16 protein-coding genes are annotated in these 19,603 nt (G+C 41.9%); 13 read left to right on the top strand and 3 right to left on the bottom strand.

Annotated elements, in window-relative coordinates; genetic code table 11:
• Positions 1 to 8: 8 nt before the first annotated feature.
• Positions 9 to 1,871 carry a von Willebrand factor type A domain-containing protein gene (locus M2419_RS20640; protein ID WP_259255554.1) on the bottom strand — a complete coding sequence of 621 codons (1,863 nt, stop codon included), beginning with the start codon at positions 1,869 to 1,871 and terminating at the stop codon, positions 9 to 11.
• Positions 1,872 to 1,952: 81 nt separating this feature from the next.
• Between M2419_RS20640 and M2419_RS20635 the strand changes: the two genes are divergently transcribed.
• The 5 genes from M2419_RS20635 to M2419_RS20615 all read left to right on the top strand — a co-directional run bounded on the left by M2419_RS20635 (position 1,953) and on the right by M2419_RS20615 (position 7,402).
• On the top strand, positions 1,953 to 2,531 hold the full coding sequence (locus tag M2419_RS20635; protein ID WP_259255553.1) for an RNA polymerase sigma factor: 579 nt from the start codon (positions 1,953 to 1,955) through the stop codon (positions 2,529 to 2,531).
• Positions 2,518 to 3,789 carry a carboxypeptidase-like regulatory domain-containing protein gene (locus tag M2419_RS20630; protein WP_259255552.1) on the top strand — a complete coding sequence of 424 codons (1,272 nt, stop codon included), beginning with the start codon at positions 2,518 to 2,520 and terminating at the stop codon, positions 3,787 to 3,789. Before M2419_RS20635 ends, M2419_RS20630 begins: the two co-directional genes overlap by 14 nt.
• Positions 3,790 to 3,969: 180 nt before the next feature.
• Positions 3,970 to 5,940 (top strand): DUF3857 domain-containing protein, encoded by a 1,971-nt coding sequence (locus M2419_RS20625; RefSeq protein WP_259255551.1) that lies wholly within the window; start codon positions 3,970 to 3,972, stop codon positions 5,938 to 5,940.
• A 387-nt stretch (positions 5,941 to 6,327) separates the two neighbouring features.
• A complete protein-coding gene (locus M2419_RS20620) occupies positions 6,328 to 6,879 on the top strand; it encodes a dihydrofolate reductase family protein (RefSeq protein ID WP_259255550.1) in 552 nt (183 codons plus the stop codon).
• A complete protein-coding gene (locus tag M2419_RS20615; protein WP_259255549.1) occupies positions 6,869 to 7,402 on the top strand; it encodes a MepB family protein in 534 nt (177 codons plus the stop codon). The genes M2419_RS20620 and M2419_RS20615 overlap by 11 nt, the downstream gene beginning before the upstream one ends.
• Here the strand turns inward: M2419_RS20615 and M2419_RS20610 are convergent.
• A complete protein-coding gene (locus tag M2419_RS20610; protein WP_259255548.1) occupies positions 7,399 to 8,883 on the bottom strand; it encodes a PLP-dependent aminotransferase family protein in 1,485 nt (494 codons plus the stop codon). The genes M2419_RS20615 and M2419_RS20610 overlap by 4 nt on opposite strands.
• Before the next feature lie 143 nt (positions 8,884 to 9,026).
• On the opposite strand from M2419_RS20610, the gene bioB reads away from it, so the two are divergent.
• Genes bioB through bioD form a run of 6 tightly spaced genes read left to right on the top strand, consistent with a single transcriptional unit; the run spans position 9,027 to position 14,743 of the window.
• Positions 9,027 to 10,106: a biotin synthase BioB gene (gene bioB / locus M2419_RS20605; RefSeq protein ID WP_259255547.1), complete on the top strand. Its 1,080-nt coding sequence runs from the start codon at positions 9,027 to 9,029 to the stop codon at positions 10,104 to 10,106.
• Between the two features lie 41 nt (positions 10,107 to 10,147).
• On the top strand, positions 10,148 to 11,449 hold the full coding sequence (bioA, locus tag M2419_RS20600; RefSeq protein WP_182330787.1) for an adenosylmethionine--8-amino-7-oxononanoate transaminase: 1,302 nt from the start codon (positions 10,148 to 10,150) through the stop codon (positions 11,447 to 11,449).
• Positions 11,446 to 12,606: an 8-amino-7-oxononanoate synthase gene (locus M2419_RS20595; RefSeq protein ID WP_153846825.1), complete on the top strand. Its 1,161-nt coding sequence runs from the start codon at positions 11,446 to 11,448 to the stop codon at positions 12,604 to 12,606. Before bioA ends, M2419_RS20595 begins: the two co-directional genes overlap by 4 nt.
• A complete protein-coding gene (locus M2419_RS20590; RefSeq protein ID WP_153846824.1) occupies positions 12,603 to 13,301 on the top strand; it encodes a DUF452 family protein in 699 nt (232 codons plus the stop codon). The genes M2419_RS20595 and M2419_RS20590 overlap by 4 nt, the downstream gene beginning before the upstream one ends.
• A 5-nt stretch (positions 13,302 to 13,306) precedes the next feature.
• Positions 13,307 to 14,056, top strand: coding sequence for a malonyl-ACP O-methyltransferase BioC (bioC, locus tag M2419_RS20585; RefSeq protein ID WP_200845675.1), 750 nt, complete (start codon positions 13,307 to 13,309; stop codon positions 14,054 to 14,056).
• A 54-nt stretch (positions 14,057 to 14,110) separates the two neighbouring features.
• Positions 14,111 to 14,743 carry a dethiobiotin synthase gene (gene bioD / locus M2419_RS20580; RefSeq protein ID WP_153846823.1) on the top strand — a complete coding sequence of 211 codons (633 nt, stop codon included), beginning with the start codon at positions 14,111 to 14,113 and terminating at the stop codon, positions 14,741 to 14,743.
• Between the two features lie 94 nt (positions 14,744 to 14,837).
• On the opposite strand, the gene M2419_RS20575 is transcribed toward bioD, so the two are convergent.
• Positions 14,838 to 17,351 (bottom strand): phosphocholine-specific phospholipase C, encoded by a 2,514-nt coding sequence (locus M2419_RS20575; protein ID WP_153846822.1) that lies wholly within the window; start codon positions 17,349 to 17,351, stop codon positions 14,838 to 14,840.
• A gap of 160 nt (positions 17,352 to 17,511) precedes the next feature.
• On the opposite strand from M2419_RS20575, the gene M2419_RS20570 reads away from it, so the two are divergent.
• Positions 17,512 to 18,198, top strand: coding sequence for a response regulator transcription factor (locus M2419_RS20570; protein ID WP_200845674.1), 687 nt, complete (start codon positions 17,512 to 17,514; stop codon positions 18,196 to 18,198).
• Positions 18,195 to 19,574: a HAMP domain-containing sensor histidine kinase gene (locus tag M2419_RS20565; RefSeq protein WP_153846821.1), complete on the top strand. Its 1,380-nt coding sequence runs from the start codon at positions 18,195 to 18,197 to the stop codon at positions 19,572 to 19,574. The genes M2419_RS20570 and M2419_RS20565 overlap by 4 nt, the downstream gene beginning before the upstream one ends.
• Positions 19,575 to 19,603: the final 29 nt, after the last annotated feature.

Raw genomic sequence — 19,603 nt, 5'->3', positions numbered from 1 at the left:
ATTTTTATTTATTCTTTCAATCTCGATAAATCCCGGGCATTTTCTGCAATACGGATAAATTCAGCACGATAACCTTCCTCATCTTTGCCTTTAGAAGCTTTTGCTCGCGCTATGAGCTGATCAAAATTGGCCTTTTGCTTAAAATCAGAATCACGAAGTAATAGACCTAGTTCCGCTACCGCGGTTACGAATCGTAAATCTTCACTCACACTGTTCAATTCCGTCACGGAAGTTCCGACCACCTTTTGCTGCAACTTGCTTTTCTCCCCTTCAGGCTCCTTATACCGAAATTTAACTGTTGCCAGTTCAGCATTTCTCCGTCCAGCTGCCTGATCCGCTTGCTGCTGATATTTTAAGGGATCTACCGTTCCGATTAGCCCCGACTCTACACCGACAGGTACAATTTCATATAAGGCTGTCACCACATGTCCTACCCCCATATCACCACCTATCTTTTGATCATTATTAAAATCCTCAGCCTCCAACAAGCGATTTTCGTATCCCACTAAACGGTATGCCTGCACATAACTGGGATTAAATTCGACCTGAATCTTGACATCTTTAGCAACGGTAAACAAAGTTCCCCCAAATTCGGTTACCATCGCTTTTCTTGCCTCAGAAATATTGTCTATATAGGCATAATTCCCATGCCCTTTGTCGGCAAGGATTTCCATCTTACTGTCCTTCAGATTTCCCATGCCATACCCCAATACTGTGAGGAAAACCCCCGATTTACTTTCTTTGGAAATTAATTCTTCCATCGATTCGTCACTACTCTCCCCAACATTGAAATCGCCGTCACTGGCCAAAATGATCCGGTTGTTTCCTCCTTTAATAAATTGTTGCTTCGCAATTTCATAAGCCTTCTTAATTCCTGCAGCACCAGCAGTACTTCCACCGGCTTCCAGCTCCTCAATAGCCGATTTTATTTTCATCTTTTCATCACCGGGCGTACTCTCCAGTTTTACCCCTGCCGATCCAGCATAGGTCACAATGGCTACATGGTCCACAGCACGAAGCTGATCGACCAACATCTTCAGCGAAGCTTTCACCAAAGGTAGACGCCCCGGTCCCATCATTGATCCCGACACATCGATCAAAAACACCAAATTGGAAGCTTTAAGATTCGCTGTAGGTATATCTTTCGCCTTTAACGTGACGCGCATGAGCTGATGCGTCGTATTCCAGGGTGCCTTCGTCAATTCGGTGACGATATTTACAGGTTCACCATTTTTAGGTCCGGCCACTTGATACTGAAAGTAATTGATCATCTCTTCAACCCGTACCGCGTCTTTTTCAGGTAATGTTCCCGAATTGATAAATCGACGTACATTACTATAGGAAGCAGCATCAACATCAGCTGCAAACGTCGATAAAGGCTCCTTACGTGGATTGATAAAGTTATTTTCCTTCAACTTTTGATAAGATTCTTGGTTCTGATTAGGCACATACGCAGTTCCTCTAATATACAAACCCGATACTTGCCCAGACAAAGCTGCATTAACATTCATCACCGAGGCCGTCTGACGCCTGGCCTTGCGCTCATATCCGGTCACCACAACTTCATCCAGCGCATTATTTTGCTGCACCAACGCCACATCAACCTTTGACCGATGGTTTACCGCTACCCGTTGCTCAAGATATCCGATATAACTAAAAATCAAGATGTTTTTACCATCAAGGGCTTGAATACGATAGTTTCCCTTGTTATCGGTCTGCACAAGTGCTTTGGTTGCAGCATTGCTCACCTGTACCCCCACAAGGGCGACTCCTGTATTCGCATCGACCACCTTCCCCCTAACCTCATATCCTTGCTTGGCATATCCACCTAAGGATAGCAACAAGCCTATTACAAAAAGTATTGCTCTCATATCTTTTACATTTTTGCCAAGGGATGCCATAAATATTAAATTTCCATAAACCAGAAAAAAAAAATATTTTTAACCAATAAAATGTTCGCATTCAAGTCGTCAAAAATAGATACAGCACAAGACCACGAGCTCTTGCTGCACTACCAGGAGTCTATGGAGCTCCAGGTATTGGGTGATCTATACCAACGACATACGGAGATGGTATACTATGTTTGCTTACGGTATCTCCAAGATTCCGAATTGAGTAAAGATGCTGTCATGAATATCTTTGAAGAATTAATATACAAAGTCAACAAACAAGAAATCAAGGACTTCCCAAGATGGCTTTATGTATTAAGCAAGAACCATTGTCTGATGTATTTAAGGTCTCAAAAGAACAAAACTCAAATTTCTTTGGATGAATTTGTGAAATTTCCGGGAGACATGCATCAGTATGAACAATATGATGAAAAAGAAGAACAGCTAACAGCCATGGAAGGCTGTCTGGGAAAATTGCCCGACAAGCAGCAACAGTCGGTTAGACTCTTCTTTTTGGAGGAAAAATGTTACAAAGAGATTAGTGAATCTACCGGTTATAGCTTGAACGAAGTAAAAAGCTATATTCAGAATGGAAAACGGAATTTAAAAAATTGCATGGAGGCTTGGAATGAGCAACAGTAATTACGACATAGCATACTTAAAGAAATACGTCAACGGCGAACTATCTCCTACGGAGATGTATGCTATTGAACGGGAGGCGCAACGTGACCCCATGTTGGCGGATATTCTTATAGGTATTGAAATGGATCAGAATAAAACCGTAATTACAACAATCAACAACCAAATTGCGCAACGTATTGAAAAAGACAATTCCGCTAAAATAAAGGTCTTTGATTGGAAGAGACTTAGCATCGCCGCAGCAGCAGTGATCGTGTTGGGGGTTTGTCTCCTTCTTTACCGTCAACAGGACAAAAATTCATCCGAAGAGAAGCGTACCGCTGAAGTAAGTATTACGCAGGAAAAACCCAAAACAAAGATTACAGCAGCAGATTCTATCATTCCTTCAGATGATATCGCTTCAAAAATAGGATCTCAAGATCATTCGCCACAATTAGCAGATAATAACAGACCGCGGCTTCATGAACAGCATCCACTGGAAGAGGTAACCGTTTTATCGCGGGAACCCTCCCTACGTGTAAAATCATTGGAAGAAATGAAGGAAGATCTCAATAATGATCGCCCTGTATTTGGATTAAGACCTACAGACAGTACAATTGTTATCGGTTATGCGCCAATGGCAAAGAAAAAAGATGCTTCCCAAACGATTATGATTCGGGGAACCTCAAGTTTAAACAATACACTTGCAGGCAGAGCTCCAGGTATTTCGATCCCACAACAACAAGGTACACCGCTACAACTTACGATTCGGGACAAAGAGACAGGCTTGCCTATTTCGGGAGTGACAATCATTCAACCCAATAGCAAGTTTGCTACGAATACCGACGCACAGGGACAAGCAACCATCCAGCCCAGTACAATAGATTCACTCGTCGACATCATGGCTCTAGGCTACAACTCGGTTGCATTGAATATGCGTCGCAGCAAAAATACGACGATCAAACTGCAACCTTCCGGCGCCACACTTGATGAAGTCGTCGTCACCACGATGTCTTCACGCAAATCAAAAAGTGCCGAACCGATCTGGGGCTGGAGATCGTTCAACAATTATATCAAGAAAAAAACAGCTAAAAGCCGTTATGAGGGCACTGTCCGTTTAAGCTTCTATATCGATAAAGATGGATTCCCAACAAATATCAGTGTGCTCCAAAGTGCAAATGATTACCTCGATGCCAAAGCCAAAGAAATCCTACTTTCGGGACCAAAATGGAAAGGGGAAGACTACCGCTATGTCACGTTAAGCTTCGAATTCACCTTGTAAGTACGCTATCTGTGCGCATCTCATCAAACGACAACACAAGTTTATCTCGCTATCGAGACAAATAAGCAGTCGAAATTTATCGATCCATTTATCTTTTCAATCAATTTAATTTATAAGGGTTTGGATTTAAAATTATTTCATACTTTAGTGTTATAATTCTTAACCATACAGTCATTTTTTATGAAAAGTTTTTTCACTGGCCTCCTCCTGCTTAGTGGTATATACCTACAAGCGCAAGATTTTTCGTTCGGTAAAATAAAAAAGGAAGATTTTGCCATTACTGTTGACAAAATAGATACAGCAGCAAATGCCTTTGTCTTACGTGAATATGGATCAGCCGAAGTAAGTTACAACAAGAATAAAGGTTTAGTCGTTGAATTTTTCAAACATGTTCGCATTAAAATTTTAAATAAAGAAGCCTATAGTTACGCTAATTTCAGCATCCCTTTATATAAAAGTGGGAACGACCGGGAAGTCCTTATGGATATCAAGGGAGCATCCTATCACCTCGTCGGTGATAAGGTCGTAGAAACAGAGATGACCAAAGCAAATATTTTTAACGAAAACGCCTCTGAAAACTATGCGGTAACGAAAGCGGCTATACCACAAGTTCAGGAAGGTACAATTATCGAATACCGCTACCGTACGGAATCCCCATTTATCTTTAACCTAAATGCTTGGGAATTTCAGGAAGATCTTCCGAAACTTTATAGCCAATACGTCACGCGTATTCCCGAGATCTGCCATTATAAAGCCAATTTAAAAGGTGGACTTGCTGTCAGCGACAGGAAGGTAGAAAATTACAACACGGGGCTAAACTCTCAAGTTGGAGAAGTCTTAGGTAGTAAAACTACCTACACGATGGAAAATATCCCGGCTTTCCATACCGAAGATTACATGACCTCGTCCAAAAATTTCAGGTCAATTATCTTCTTCGAACTCGGCAGATATAGCGTTCCAATGGGACCAACAAAAGACTTCTCGCTCACGTGGGAAAATGTCAGAGATAAACTCGTACAGGACGAAAGTTTTGGTGGACAAGTAAAGCGAAAAACGGCATTGAAGGAGTTCATTGAACCCGTCTTGCAGGATTCAAAAGATGATCTAGAAAAAGCGGTACGGCTGTATACATATTTTCAGAAACAAATAAAATGGAATAACCGCCATTCGATCTACGCAAAAAATATCAAAGAAGCCATCGAAAAGAGAACAGGCAATAGCGCCGATATTAACCTCGGACTGGTCAATGCCTTACGTTATGCGAAACTAGATGCCATCCCTGTTATTTTATCGACACGTGAAAATGGCTATGCAGGGCTCTATGCACCAGCCATATCAGAGTTCAATCACGTCATTGCCCGGGTAAAAATAGGTGAAAACTACTACCTGCTGGATGCGACCTCTCCCTATGAGATGTTTGGAAATATCCCGATGAAATGTGTCAATTTTCAGGGAAGATCAATTCCCCTCGAAGGCGAATCTGACTGGATAAAACTCGAGGCAAATCTTTCATCTAGTTATAGTAATTTCTTCTATGGTGAACTGTCGGAAGATGGTGCATTAAAAGGAAAATGGATTACCTCACGTAACGGTTATGGCGCTTCCAAAATGCGTGAGCGCCTTCAAGGAAGTAATTCTGAAGAAGAATTCTATGAAAAAATAGATGAAGAAAACAATCGCATCAAAATCAACAGTTTTAAAGTATCGAATCGGGAATCTCTTGACAAACCACTAACGGAGGAGTTTGAAATTGAGATTAAGAATTTTGCAACCCTACAAAATGACCAACTTCTATTCAATCCTTATATTGACACCAAAATATCCAAGAACCCCTTCAACCTAACGGAACGGAATTATCCAATCGACTTTGGTTCTTTAGTCCAAGAAGAATGCTACATTGAAATCAAACTACCAAAAGGCTATGCATATCCAACGGAAGGAAAGTTAAAAAATATCAGTATGGCTCTTCCTGAACGTGCGGCCCGCTATATTTTCAAAATCAATAATACAACACCGGACGTTCTGATAATAGAATCTGCAACACAATTAAACAAACCCCTGTTTATGCCGGAAGAGTATTTTGATTTAAAAGAGTTTTTCAGCCGAATCATCCAGGCAGAAAAATTAGATGTTGTACTCAAAAAAATATAACAATATCGCTTAACACAAATTTCATTTTATGTTGACGATTAGCTTAAATAAGGGTGATAACTTTGAATATCAAAAAAATAGTAAAATGATTAAAGATTCAGATTTATTCGAACTAGAGAATACCTTCCTTGGTGAAGGTTTCGAATTGGATGGTGATGATATTATCACCGATGAAGACTAGGTCTTCACTTTTTTAGCAAGTATTATTCCCCTTATATAATCTCAAAGCCCAGACATTCTTTGCTGGGCTTTTTCTTTGCTCCGTTCTTCACCAATTTGGCCAAAACTTATTATTTCCCTATCTTTATGTTATCCTGACAATCCGATATTGAGCTAACCCAGCTCCTATTTTACGGAAATACAAGCAACAGGTTTAAAGCAAATAACATGAGAAAGATAATATTGGATCTGGCCATGACCCTAGATGGCTTTATTGAGGGTTCACAGGGAGAGGTTGACTGGTGCATTATGGATGATGACATGGATTTCGATGGCTTTTTGGCTTCGATCGATACCATCTTTTATGGCCGCGTGAGCTATGATGCCTGGGGTAATTTCCAGCCGCACGCTACGGCCGATGAAACAGAAATAAATCTTTGGAAAAATGTCCATGCGAAGAAAAAATATGTTTTTTCTAGTCAGGCAAGGCAAGATGAAAACGCTACTTTCATCCAGACTGAGATCACTAAACAAGTTCAGGAAATAAAAGCACAGCCCGGAAAGGATATTTGGCTATACGGTGGAGCGCGTCTAATTAAAACATTCATTCAGGCTAACCTTGTTGACGTCTATCGCATTTCTGTTCACCCTATTGCCCTGGGAAGTGGCAAGCCTTTATTCGAAAACTTACCTGAACGACTATCCCTAAAACTTGTTCAAAGCGTCACATTCAAATCGGGAGTTGTTCAGTTAATCTATACCCCCCAACATGAATCTTAACGATCAGGCAACCCCACAGATCGCTGATGATATGATCAGGAAAGTGATAGATCAACTCGAAAGCATACTTATGCTCCATTGCTCTAACCTATCACAAGATCAAACAGGTAGGGCCTATTATGGTGTTAATTTTCAACTGGGCAACAAACACTTCAAATTTAGAAAGGCCAAGATAACACCAAAAAAAGTAGGATTATTCGTTGCACTCTGGAAACGTGACACCGATGGCCAGACCATACCTTTTACTGCAGATGATCATTTCGATTATTACCTTATTTCGGTTGAACAGGGTCAGCATTTCGGCCTATTTGTCTTTCCAAAACAGGCGTTAGTTGAACATACAATCCTCACAGCGGGTTCTCAAATGGGCAAACGCGGATTCCGTATTTATCCAGATTGGAGCATGCCAACGAACAAACAGGCTACCAAAAGTAAACAATGGCAGCACACATACTTTGTGGATTTCTGTGGTCCCCACCAAAAAGCCAAAAACAAATTGACCCATATACTGCAAAGCAGCTAGTCGATTTTTTCGACCAAATCAGCATAAGCTGCACGCAACAAAAAAAGTGCCGCCACCATACTTTGTTCGTCAAGATGAGCAAACCCCAACCGCAATGCAGTGACCGTTTTATTTTGATAAAGGCAATTACTCGGCAACAACAATCCTTGCGACCGCACTTTCTCCTGCAAGGCTGTCAGCGAAACAACTGTATTAAACTGTATCCAAAAAGCCAGTCCCGAAGCCGGGACTTCAAACCTGATTTTATCTTCAAAATGCCGTAACAGCAATTGTGCAAACAATTCTTTTCGATCTGCAATTGTTTTCTGAAATTTACGCTGATACCGAAAGATATCACCCTGGTGGATAATCTCACCCAATGTCTTCTCGATCATAAAATTCGGCTTTCCGAAGATGTTCAAATACTTTTTTCCCTCTTCCAACAGATCCTGAGGTGCGATCAAAAAATTCATTTGGAAACCAGGGTCAAAGAAACTACCGAAAGCACCTGTATAAATCACGCGGTTACCGCCATTTTTCCGGAAAAGTGATTCACCTTTCTCCTTAAAAAAGGAAGACTCAAAATCCACATCATCCTCAATAATGATAAAGTTATATTGCTCGGCCAACTGTAACAGTTGAATTTTCCTTCGCTCGGAAAGATTAACCGTCGTTGGATACTGACACCTGGTATTGAGGTAAACACACCTGATTTCTCCGGGTCTAAATTGATCTCCGATTTTATCTACAATCATCCCCTCCGCATCTACCGGAATGGTTTTTAGCTTGGCCCCAGCTTGATTAAAGATCATGTTAGGTAAAAAATAACTTAAATTTTCTACCAATACAATATCGTCGGGCCGGATCAATAATCGGGATAAAATTGAAAAAATCTGCTCGCGGCTGGAAATCGGCAACAAGAAATTCCGGGAAAGATGAAACCCTCTTGTTAAATTCAGATAATAGCTTAACTGATCCCTAAAAAACAAATTTCCTTCAGTCGTCGTCGGAAAATCATCACTTTTCTTTTTCCGTTTCACCATGGATGCATAAAAACGCACCAGTTCCTCCGCTCCAATGACATTATAATCAGGTGTTCCGTCCGTAAAATAGTACCTTTCGGGAACCTCTGAAATAGGCATATCCAATATGAGTTCCTTTCTAAAAAAGTAAGGCGCAAAATCAGGTGGCTGTCTAAATGCTTCAATCGCCGACCCGGACGTACCGATAAGCTCGGGATTTTTCACAAAAGTCCCACGATTAGGTGAAATTTTCACCCAGCCCTGTTCCTGCAATTCCGCTAAAGCGGCTACAATGGTTTTTCGGTGCACGCTCAGCTCTTCAGCAATCTTCCGGCTTCCGGGCAAAAGATCTCCATCTTCCAATAGATTTCGCTTGACGGCATTGATAAATTGATAAACGATCTGTAGATAGATGGCATCTTCCTTACGGCGATCTATCTTAATAATGGAATGAAAACCTATACTAACCGGACTACTCATTATGTTTATTTCGGACTACCAAAGTTATCATTTAAACTATAATCTTTGCAATCATCATGAAAAAATAATCGCATTGAATTACGAAATCCGAATGGTCATTAAGCAAAATAGACTTGATTTTAGTATAAAAACTTAGCAATAATATGGAAACAAAACCAAAATGGACGCAGGAAGAAGTTGTTGCTTTATACAACAAACCAATGATGGACCTTCTTTATGAAGCGGCATCGATACATCGGAAATATCACGACCCCAACAAAGTACAAGTATCCACATTGATATCAATAAAAACAGGTGGGTGCCCCGAAGACTGCGCCTATTGTCCCCAGGCCGCACGTTACCATACGAATGTAAAATCGGAAGGCTTAATGAGTGTAGAGCAGGTAAAAGAGCAGGCACTGGCGGCCAAAGCCGGAGGTAGCTCAAGGATCTGTATGGGGGCCGCCTGGCGCAATGTTAAAGATGGCCCTGAGTTTGACCATGTACTTGATATGGTCCGAACACTGAATAGACTTGACATGGAAGTCTGCTGCACGCTAGGAATGCTGACCGAAAACCAAGCACAACGCCTTTCAGAAGCTGGACTATACGCCTACAACCACAACCTCGATTCCTCTGCCGATTACTATAAGGAAATTATCTCGACCAGAAGCTATGATGATCGCCTTCAAACGATCGAAAATGTCCGTAAAACAAACATAACTGTATGTAGTGGTGGTATTATTGGGATGGGAGAAAGTATAGACGACCGTGCCGCGATGTTGATCACACTTGCTTCCCTCATTCCACAACCCGAATCGGTACCGATCAATGCGCTCGTTCCTGTAAGCGGTACTCCAATGGAAGTCATGGAAACAGTTTCGATATGGGAAATGGTACGCATGGTCGCTACAGCGCGAATTTTATTGCCCACCACACAAGTTCGCCTTTCTGCAGGACGTACCAACATGAGTACAGAGGGGCAAGCTTTATGTTTTTTCGCGGGAGCAAATTCGATTTTCTCAGGCGACAAACTCCTCACCACGCCCAATCCCGACGTCAATGAAGACATGGACATGTTTCAAACATTAGGTTTGGTGCCACAACAGCCATTCGAGAAAAGAAATCAACCCGAAACCATCGAAACTGAGATGGCGCATTACCATGATCTTGGTGAAAGACCAAAATGGTCAAGACCCGAACATAAAATCCAGCGCAACATCGCTAAGCAGCAAAACAAATAACAGCAGCAAAACAAATAACAGAACTAATTCGGCAGACCATCATGGAAAGAGAAGAAATCAATCAACACAACCTTATCGATGATTTTGATAAAGAGCATCTATGGCATCCGTATACCACCATGACAAATCCCTTACCGGCCTACAAGGTTAAACGGGCAGATGGTTGTATAATCGAGTTGGAAAATGGACAGCAGCTTATAGATGGTATGTCCTCCTGGTGGTGCGCCATCCATGGCTACAATCACCCCGTCCTTAACGCTGCGGTCACAGCACAGCTCAGTAGCATGTCACACATGATGTTTGGTGGACTTACGCACGAACCAGCAATTGCTCTCGGTAAAATACTGCTTGACATCACCCCCACTTCACTCAACAAAATATTTTATGCCGATTCGGGTTCTGTCGCGGTAGAAGTTGCGCTTAAAATGGCTATTCAATACTGGGTCTCACAAAAAAAGACCAATAAGACAAACTTTGTCACGATTCGTTCGGGGTACCATGGCGATACCTGGAACGCGATGTCGGTCTGTGATCCCATTACTGGCATGCACCGCATCTTTGACAATGCTTTACCCAAACGCTATTTCGCCTCTGCCCCAAAAATAGGGTTTGAGCAAGAATGGGATGCCAATGACATCCAACCCTTGGCAGACCTGATCTGCTCACACAAGGATGAATTGGCCGCTCTCATCCTTGAACCTATCGTCCAAGGAGCCGGTGGCATGCGTTTTTACCATCCGGAGTACTTGCGTCAGGCAGCACATCTCTGCAAAGAAAATCAACTTCTTTTAATCTTTGATGAGATTGCTACCGGATTTGGGCGCACGGGCAAGCTCTTTGCCTGGGAGCATGCCGGAATAGTGCCCGATATCATGTGTATCGGCAAAGCCTTGACCGGTGGCTATATGACGCTATCCGCCGTGATCACCTCAGATCATGTTGCGAATACAATCTCCAACGGTACACCAGGTACGTTTATGCACGGGCCAACTTTTATGGCCAACCCCTTGGCTTGCGCAGTAGCCCACGCTTCCATCAAATTACTATTGGCAACGGACTGGAAAGCGAAAGTAACGTTAATCGAAGAACAATTGAGACGGGAACTTAGCGCTGCAACAGCGCTGCCCCAAGTCGAGGAGCTCAGAATTCTAGGTGCAATTGCAGTCATCGAGATGAAAAACTCCGTCGATCTCTCCAGCATACAACAGCGGTTTATCGAAGAGGGAATTTGGGTAAGGCCATTCGGAAAACTGATTTATATCATGCCCCCTTTTATCATAAATGAAGGTGAGCTTCACAAGTTAACACAGGCATTGCTAACCGTAATCAGCACAGTCCAATGATTGAAAACAGTCTAATCCAGCGCATTGAAGATGAATTATTTGCCCTTGAAAAACAAGGGAATAAACGAAAACTTCCCCTTATCACACAACAGGATAACACAGGAAAGGAGCATGTTAAAGAGCGTTACAACCTCTCGTCTAACGATTATCTTGGACTTGCGACAGATCAGATACTTCGTCAAGAATTCCTAAACTCGGTGACAAAGGATAATGCTGTATTCAGCGCCTCCTCTTCGCGTCTACTCACAGGAAACCATGCACGCTATACGCAATTGGAAACAAAGCTGTGCCGAATGTTCGGTATGGAAAGTGCATTGGTCTTTAACAGCGGCTACCACATGAATGCAGGCATACTTCCTGCAGTTTGTGATACAAAGACATTAATTCTCGCCGATAAGGGTGTCCACGCAAGCCTAATTGATGGCATCCGACTATCCAATGCGACCTGCTACAGGTATCGGCATTCCGATTATACGCACTTAACGCAATTATTGACAAAATATGCCCATCGCTTCACATGCGTCATCATCGTTACAGAAAGTATTTTTAGCATGGATGGTGATTGCACGGACCTCAACTATCTGGTCAGTCTAAAACAACGTTTCCCCAATACCTTACTTTATGTCGATGAAGCTCACGCCGTAGGCGTACGCGGAATACAGGGACTTGGCTGCGCAGAAGAACAGCAATGTATTGCCGATATTGATTTCCTGACAGGCACCTTCGGAAAAGCTTTAGCATCGGTTGGTGGCTACCTGCTATGTAAGGAACCAATCCGGAATTATTTGATCAATAAGGCACGTACACTACTTTTTACAACAGCGCTGCCACCGATCAATCTATTATGGACTGTGTTTGTTTTGGAACGCTTAAGTGACTTTACAGACCGGCGCCAACAGCTGCACAAAAATAGCCTATTGCTCAAACAGCAAATAATTGCCAAAGGCTTTAATTGTCCGTCAGAGAGTCATATTCTACCAGTCATTATCGGTAATAACAAGGAAACGGTACTGAAAGCAGAAGAACTGCAGCGAAAGGGATTTTACGTGCTTCCCATACGCCCGCCCACAGTACCAGAAGGAACATCAAGAATCCGAATTTCATTGACAGCAACAATGACATCGTCCATGATCGAACAACTTGCAACAAGCTTATGATACTTAAAAGAATCGCTCCTAAAAGAGTCACTCCGGCGGATAATTTGCCAGAGCGGCATCTTCAGGCAAAATCCAACGAAAAACTACTGTTATTCTTTGCAGGCTGGGGAATGGATGAACACCCTTTCTTGCACTATTCCCCAGTCGGCAAAGATCTTATTGTTGCCCATAGTTATGCGGATTTACTGTTGGACAAAAGTCTACTGGCAGGCTACCAGGAAATTGAGGTTTTCGCCTGGTCTATGGGGGTATGGGCAGCATCAATGGTACTGCCCGAACTTCAAAACAGCAATTACCCCATCAGCACATGCACTGCAATCAATGGAACACCATTTCCAATAGATGACGAAAAAGGAATTCCTAGCCAGTTATTTAAAGGAACATTGGATACACTGAGCAATAAAACGTTGGAAAAATTCAGATTACGCATGTGTGGTTCCAAGGCCCTTTTTAACTACTTTCTTGAAAGAGCCCCCCAACGCGACATCGAAGACCTCCGTTCAGAGCTCATCGCGATTGAAAAAACAGCTGGTGCAAAATCAGCAGCTGCATTCCAATGGCATCAGATATATATAGGCAAAGAAGATCGAATCTTCAACTTAGAGAATCAAAAACGCGCCTGGCCCGGTACTGCATATACGATAATCGATGCTACTCACTATCCCGAACAATTATTTAAGCACCTTTTAAGATGATCATCATGATGGACAAACAAAGGATTAGATCCCGTTTCGCTAAAGCGGCATCTAACTATCAGTCGGCAGCGATCGCCCAATATGAAATAGCAAAAAAAATGATCAGGTTGATGCAGGAGAACATACAGCTAAGACCACAAAAAGTATTGGAAATTGGCTGCGGAACAGGACTTTTTTCGCGGTTAATCCTACAGCATATCAAACCAAAAAAAATGGTTTTAAATGATATCTGTCCAGAAATGATGCCCGAAGTAATGGATATTTTGACATCGTCGCACACGTTCATCTGTGCTGATGCAGAAACTTATGCTTTTCCCAAAGACATCAATCTAATCGCGTCCTGTTCTACGATTCAGTGGTTCAACAATCCTCACGCTTTCTTTGAAAGCTGCTATGGATCCCTTCCGGATTCCGGTATCCTTGCCTTCAGCACTTTTGGACATGACAATATGCACGAGATCAATGCAACGGCACATGTTGGACTAACATATCGATCTAAATCGGAACTTATCGCAGAACTTTTAGCGTTGAATTATAAGATCCTCGTTGCACAAGAAGAACATTTGAAACTGCACTTTGAAAGCCCACTACAAGTTCTTGTTCACCTGAAACAAACGGGGGTAACGGGAATAAAAAATCACCGGTGGACAAAAGGCAAACTTCGGGCTTTCTGTGATAAATATACATCTCGCTATGGGACAGAAGAGGGCGTATCCCTAACCTACCATCCCATCTATATTATTGCAAAAAAATAATAGCTGAGCACTCCAATTACAAACAATCGAACAACCTACAAAAGAAACACAGCAATGAATGAAAATATCTATTTTGTTTCCGGCATAGATACCGGGATCGGAAAAAGTTATGCGACTGGCCTCCTCGCGAAACAATGGAATACAAGCGGTATACGCACCATTACCCAAAAGCTTGTACAAACTGGAAATACAACTATTTCTGAAGACATCGTGCTGCATCGCCAACTCATGGAAATCCCATTAACGGCAGAAGATCATCAGAAAATTACGATGCCGGAGATTTTCACCTACCCCGCCTCCCCTCATCTAGCAGCGCGCCTGGATAATCGTGAAATTGACTTTAAAAAGATCAGACAGGCTAGCTTAACATTAAGCCAACGCTACGATGCTGTTCTTATTGAAGGTGCAGGTGGGTTGATGGTTCCATTAAGAGAAGATTATCTGATTATCGATTACATCCAAGAAATGCAGTATCCGCTTATTTTTGTCACCTCTGGAAAATTAGGGAGTATCAATCATACCTTACTAAGTCTGGAAGCGATCACCAAGCGCAAGATCAATCTACATACCTTGGTTTACAATACATTTCCTGTTCATAAAGACCGCACCATAAGTACTGATACGGAGTTGTATCTTCGTCGTTATATAGAAACAAACTATCCGGAGACCTTATTTGTTCGCGTGTAAATAAGGTCAAGCGGATACTATTGATAGATATATAGCAACAGCAGGGAACCCATTCAATAAGAATTGACCGCCATCCCTGCTGAAACAGTACAGATTATGCTAATAATGGATCAGTTGTACACTCAACACCTGTTTCCAATCGCCCTGCGAGCTGAATGACGAAACTGCTGTCTCCCTTGATTCGTACAGCAATATCATACCAATTTCCTTGACTTTCAACATCCAGGATCAATGGAACTTCTTCGGCGGGAGCTATTTCTTTCGTTGTGGCATATTTTCCATAGCTAAGGCTTTCGACAACTACCGTTACCCGCTGGTCACTCTTGTTCCTGAGTCTCAACTGTAATTTCCCTGTCGCTGCCTGAGTTAGCGCTTTCAGTTCCGGAGAAACGGTAGCCTCTAGTGCTGCTGCTCCTTTTTGTCCAGAAAATTTTCGATAAAAACCATTTGGACCATGTAATTCAAAAGCATAGCGATCTCCTTCAAATCGTGCCAGGTCCCACTGATATGCCAAACGATCACCGACCTTCACCGCAAAATTCCAATTACGGTAGGTTTCACTTTGCCCCTGTTCATCACGATATTCCAACGGACTATAAACATTGAAGGCTGTACCTGCCGTCCTTTCTCCGAAAAACTTGCTGTCTACAGTCATCGTTAGATGAAATACTCCGTCTTTCACATAGCCCACCGCATCATGCGCATAAGGCAATTGCAAAGATCTACGAATCCCCCGCTCCTGTATTCGGTCAAATCCCGGAATCCATCCGTTTTTAGTCGCGAGATCAGGATCTTTGACCTCAACAAAGCCTCGCGGATCATCTTTGAACTGCGCATTGTATATCGTTTCGATATATTGATTCCGATCAAGAAAAGGGAGTTGTTCCTTTTGCTGAGTAAAAGGCGTAAAGGCGGTTGTCAAATCACCACAGATTGTTCTACGCCATGCACTGATGTTTTCCAAATGTATATTCTTGTTCAGCTTTTTATTAAAGAAAGATTCCAAAAATTGCAAAGTAGATGTATGATCAAATACCTGAGAGCAGACCTTACCACCTCGTGACCAAGGCGACGCAATATACATGGGAACACGAAAACCTAGGCCCACAGCCCCTTCACGTGCCTGCTTTTTAGGAATTCCCTGTTTTAGCTCATTTTCTAAACGAACCATTTCCACCTCCGTATCGATCCCTGGAGAACATGCTCCTGTATCTTTCTTCTTTAAATCAGGTACAAGGAAAGGTTTCACATGATCATAGTAACCATCGTTTTCATCATAGGTAATGATAAAAATTGTTTTTCTCCAAACCTCTGGGTTCTTCGTTAAGATATCTAAAACTTCAGATACATACCAAGCTCCATACCAGGGCGCACTCGGGTGGTCCGAGAAATTCTGTGGACCGGCCAACCAGGATACTGCAGGCAATTTACCAGTATCAACGTCTTTCCGAAATTGATAAAGAATATCTCCTTTAGGGACCTCCAATGTACTTTTTTTCCCCTGTGCCTTAAAACGTAACGTATCAAGCGACCTGTAATTGTTGTCCCCCTTGTTTACCGTAAACGCCCGCTCATTTAATGATTTCGTAAAATCACTTAGCTTTTTATAATTGTTTGCATTGAATTCCTTTAGTTCCGCCTCAGCTCGCTCAAGAGCCTCACTCTTTTTGCGAATATCAGCGCGTATCTTTTCGGCTTGTTCCTCGGAAGAAGGAGACTTCTCTTCCAACTTGGAAATCTGCACGGGCAAATCCCGAACCTGCGTTTCCAGGCTTCTGATATAGTTCTCCTTAAATTTAACTTGATAAGCTTGAAAAAACTCCAGTAGATTACACCCAAAATTGGATAGCCATGCTCTTTCCTGTCCGGAAAACCCTCCGCCACAGCTTGTCTCATTTTGATAAAAACGCCAGTTAATGCCGTTCTTTTCAAGCAATTCCGGAAAAGTTTCCCAAGTCATTTTACCATAGCCAAAGTCATCATTCCGAATATTCGCTTTTTGCAGACCATCTTTCATCTCTGTAATCTTACCCGTCCAGAAAAAGGAACGGTTAGGCGTAGTGCTGGTCATTCCCGAGCAAAAATTCTGATCACATACTGTAAAAGCATCCGCTAAGGCATAATGAAAAGGCAAATCTTCGCGTGTAAAATACCCCAATGTTAAGGGCATCGCCGCATATTGTTTATTACCTGATTGCTTCGATAACAGCCAATGATCGTAACGACCTTGGTTAAAGGCATCCACCTGGCTTGCACGACTATGTGGAAGAGAACCCATCCAGGTCACTTTACTTTCCTTCAGATTTAATCGAAAAGGAGCATAAGTTTTTCCCTCTTTATCCGTTTGATACCATACGGGTAAACCGTTCGGTAAACGTATCGAACGTGGATCATTGAAACCCCGAACTCCCGAAAGACTACCTAGCGTATGATCAAAAGATCGGTTCTCCTGCATCAGGATGACGATATGTTCGGCATCTAAAAAGCTACTTCCTGGGGCAGGGTCTATGGCAAAGGCTTTCTGGATCGATGCGGGCATGAAGCTGGCAATACCTGCTGCTCCTGAAAATAGTAGGGTCTTTCGTAGGAATTCTCTTCTGGTTTCCATAACACTTATTTATAATTTCGATTTGAATCTACTTAGATTTCTTTTTGTTTCACATTTCTTCGTGTAAATCTTATGTTACCAAATTAAGCACGAAGAAAACATCTCCTTGATTGGATGACAAAAATTTGTTTATTTTTACGAAAAGACAACAGATATAAATATGGTGGACATTTTGCTGCTCGAAGACGACAAGGTACTCTCTAAAGAGATCCGATCTTTTCTATTAAGCCAGGGCTTTACCTGTGATCAAGCCTTTGATGGAATCGATTTTTTGGCCAAAACACACCAAAAGAAATATGGTTTTTATCTATTGGATATCAACGTCCCCAAAATCAATGGATTGGAAATCTGTAAAAAGATAAGAAGCCATGACGCATTGACACCAATTATTATTCTCTCGGCATACGATGATATAGATGATAAAAAGGAGGCATTTCTCAGGGCTGCTGATGACTATTTGGTTAAACCTTTCGTCTTAGATGAATTGCTGATGCGCATCTATTCCCTATTGCGTCGGCAACAACATAGCGAAAACAATGAAACAAAAACATTGGTAGTCGATGATCTGATCATTTATCCTGATGAGGCCCGGGTATTACGTGCAAATGAAGAAATTAATCTTACTCAAAAAGAATTTCAACTGCTGCTTATCTTAGCTCAGGCAAAGGGTCGTACCTTGTCCAAACAGCATATTTCGGAGGAAGTATGGCAAAATCAATTTCAGACAACACAGAATACAATTGAAGTTTATATCAACTTTTTGCGTAAGAAGATTGATAAAAACTTTGAGAATAAACTGATCCATACAAGACCTGGCTTTGGTTATTACCTATCGGCAGAAAAATGAATTTAAAGAAGAAAATAGCGATTAGCTTTAGCATTGCATTCTCCGTCCTTTTCGGTATAGCGATGTTGATTATCTACTATGCTAGTTTCGATTTTCGGAAAGATCAATTTCGCCAGCGACTGATTGATAAATTGGACAATATTTCCCATTATATTGCCAGTAACCCCTATTTCAACCGCCAATCTTACAAAAACTATTTTCACGATGACGAAGATGGCCTTTTCTATGAAGATGTTATCATCCTTGACAAAAACAAACAGCTCGTCTTCAGTACCGTAAAGGATCAGACCATTACCTGGAATGCCTCGATTGTCAATCGGCTAACTCAGGAAAAACAGATCTTCTACTATCAGGACCAATACGAAACACTGGCCAAATATTATCGCATCAACGGTTTACCTTATTATATTATCGTAAAAGCACAGGATTACTCCGGAAATGAAAAAATGGACCATCTTGCGCTCGTCCTAACAATATTATTTGTCCTGAGCGCTGTTCTGGTCTGGATATTTAGTTATAACCTCATCCAGCGCCTATTGATCCCACTCGATAAATTAAAAGATAATATTACGCAGATTAATGCCAGTAAACTTACCAAACCTGTCGAGTATACCGGTCATACCGATGAGATTGCTATACTAACCCGAGCATTTAATACCATGCTGCTGCGACTTTCGGCTGCTTTCGAATCGCAGAAAGAATTTAATTCCAGCGCCTCCCACGAGCTGCGAACACCGCTTGCCCGAATGTCCTTTCAGCTGGAGAACCTTTATCATCAAAATCAGCTGAGTGAAGACGTAAAGCAGGTTTTACGTAACATATCCAAGGAAACCTTACATCTTTCGGAGGTAACCGATTCGCTGATGTTACTTTCAAAGTTCGACTCTGAGCGTTTGAAAACGACCTATAAGGAAGAGCGGATCGATGAAATTATCTTTATGGCCTATGAAAAAGTAGCCAAGGTATTCCCCGACCTGCAACTGGATTTTTCAATTGGTGGGATCGAAGATCCAAAACTTAGTATTTTCTGTTCCGCACAATTGATTGAAATTGCTTTTGTGAATTTATTTAAAAATGCTGCGCTCTACTCCGATAATAGGGAGGTAAAAGTGATGATTCTAGAATCAACCTTCGAACTCAAGGTACTTGTCAGCAATACTGGCCCAGCCTTGAGCACAATCGACCAAAAGCGAATTTTCGATGCATTCAGCCGCGGTGAAAATGCAAGTGAAACAACAGGATCAGGCTTAGGGCTACGTATCGTTCAGCGTATCATGCAATCCCATCAAGCAACGATAGCATATCAGGCAGATCTAAAACAATCTACGCATACTTTTGTATTACTATTTAAATTGTTTCTCAACCAGAAAGGTTAGTTGCAAAAATCGCTCCAAATTAACCGGAA

The organism is Sphingobacterium sp. BIGb0116 (genome assembly GCF_024808035.1).
Lineage (GTDB): Bacteria > Bacteroidota > Bacteroidia > Sphingobacteriales > Sphingobacteriaceae > Sphingobacterium > Sphingobacterium paramultivorum.
This window is presented reverse-complemented; position numbering and strand designations above follow the sequence as displayed.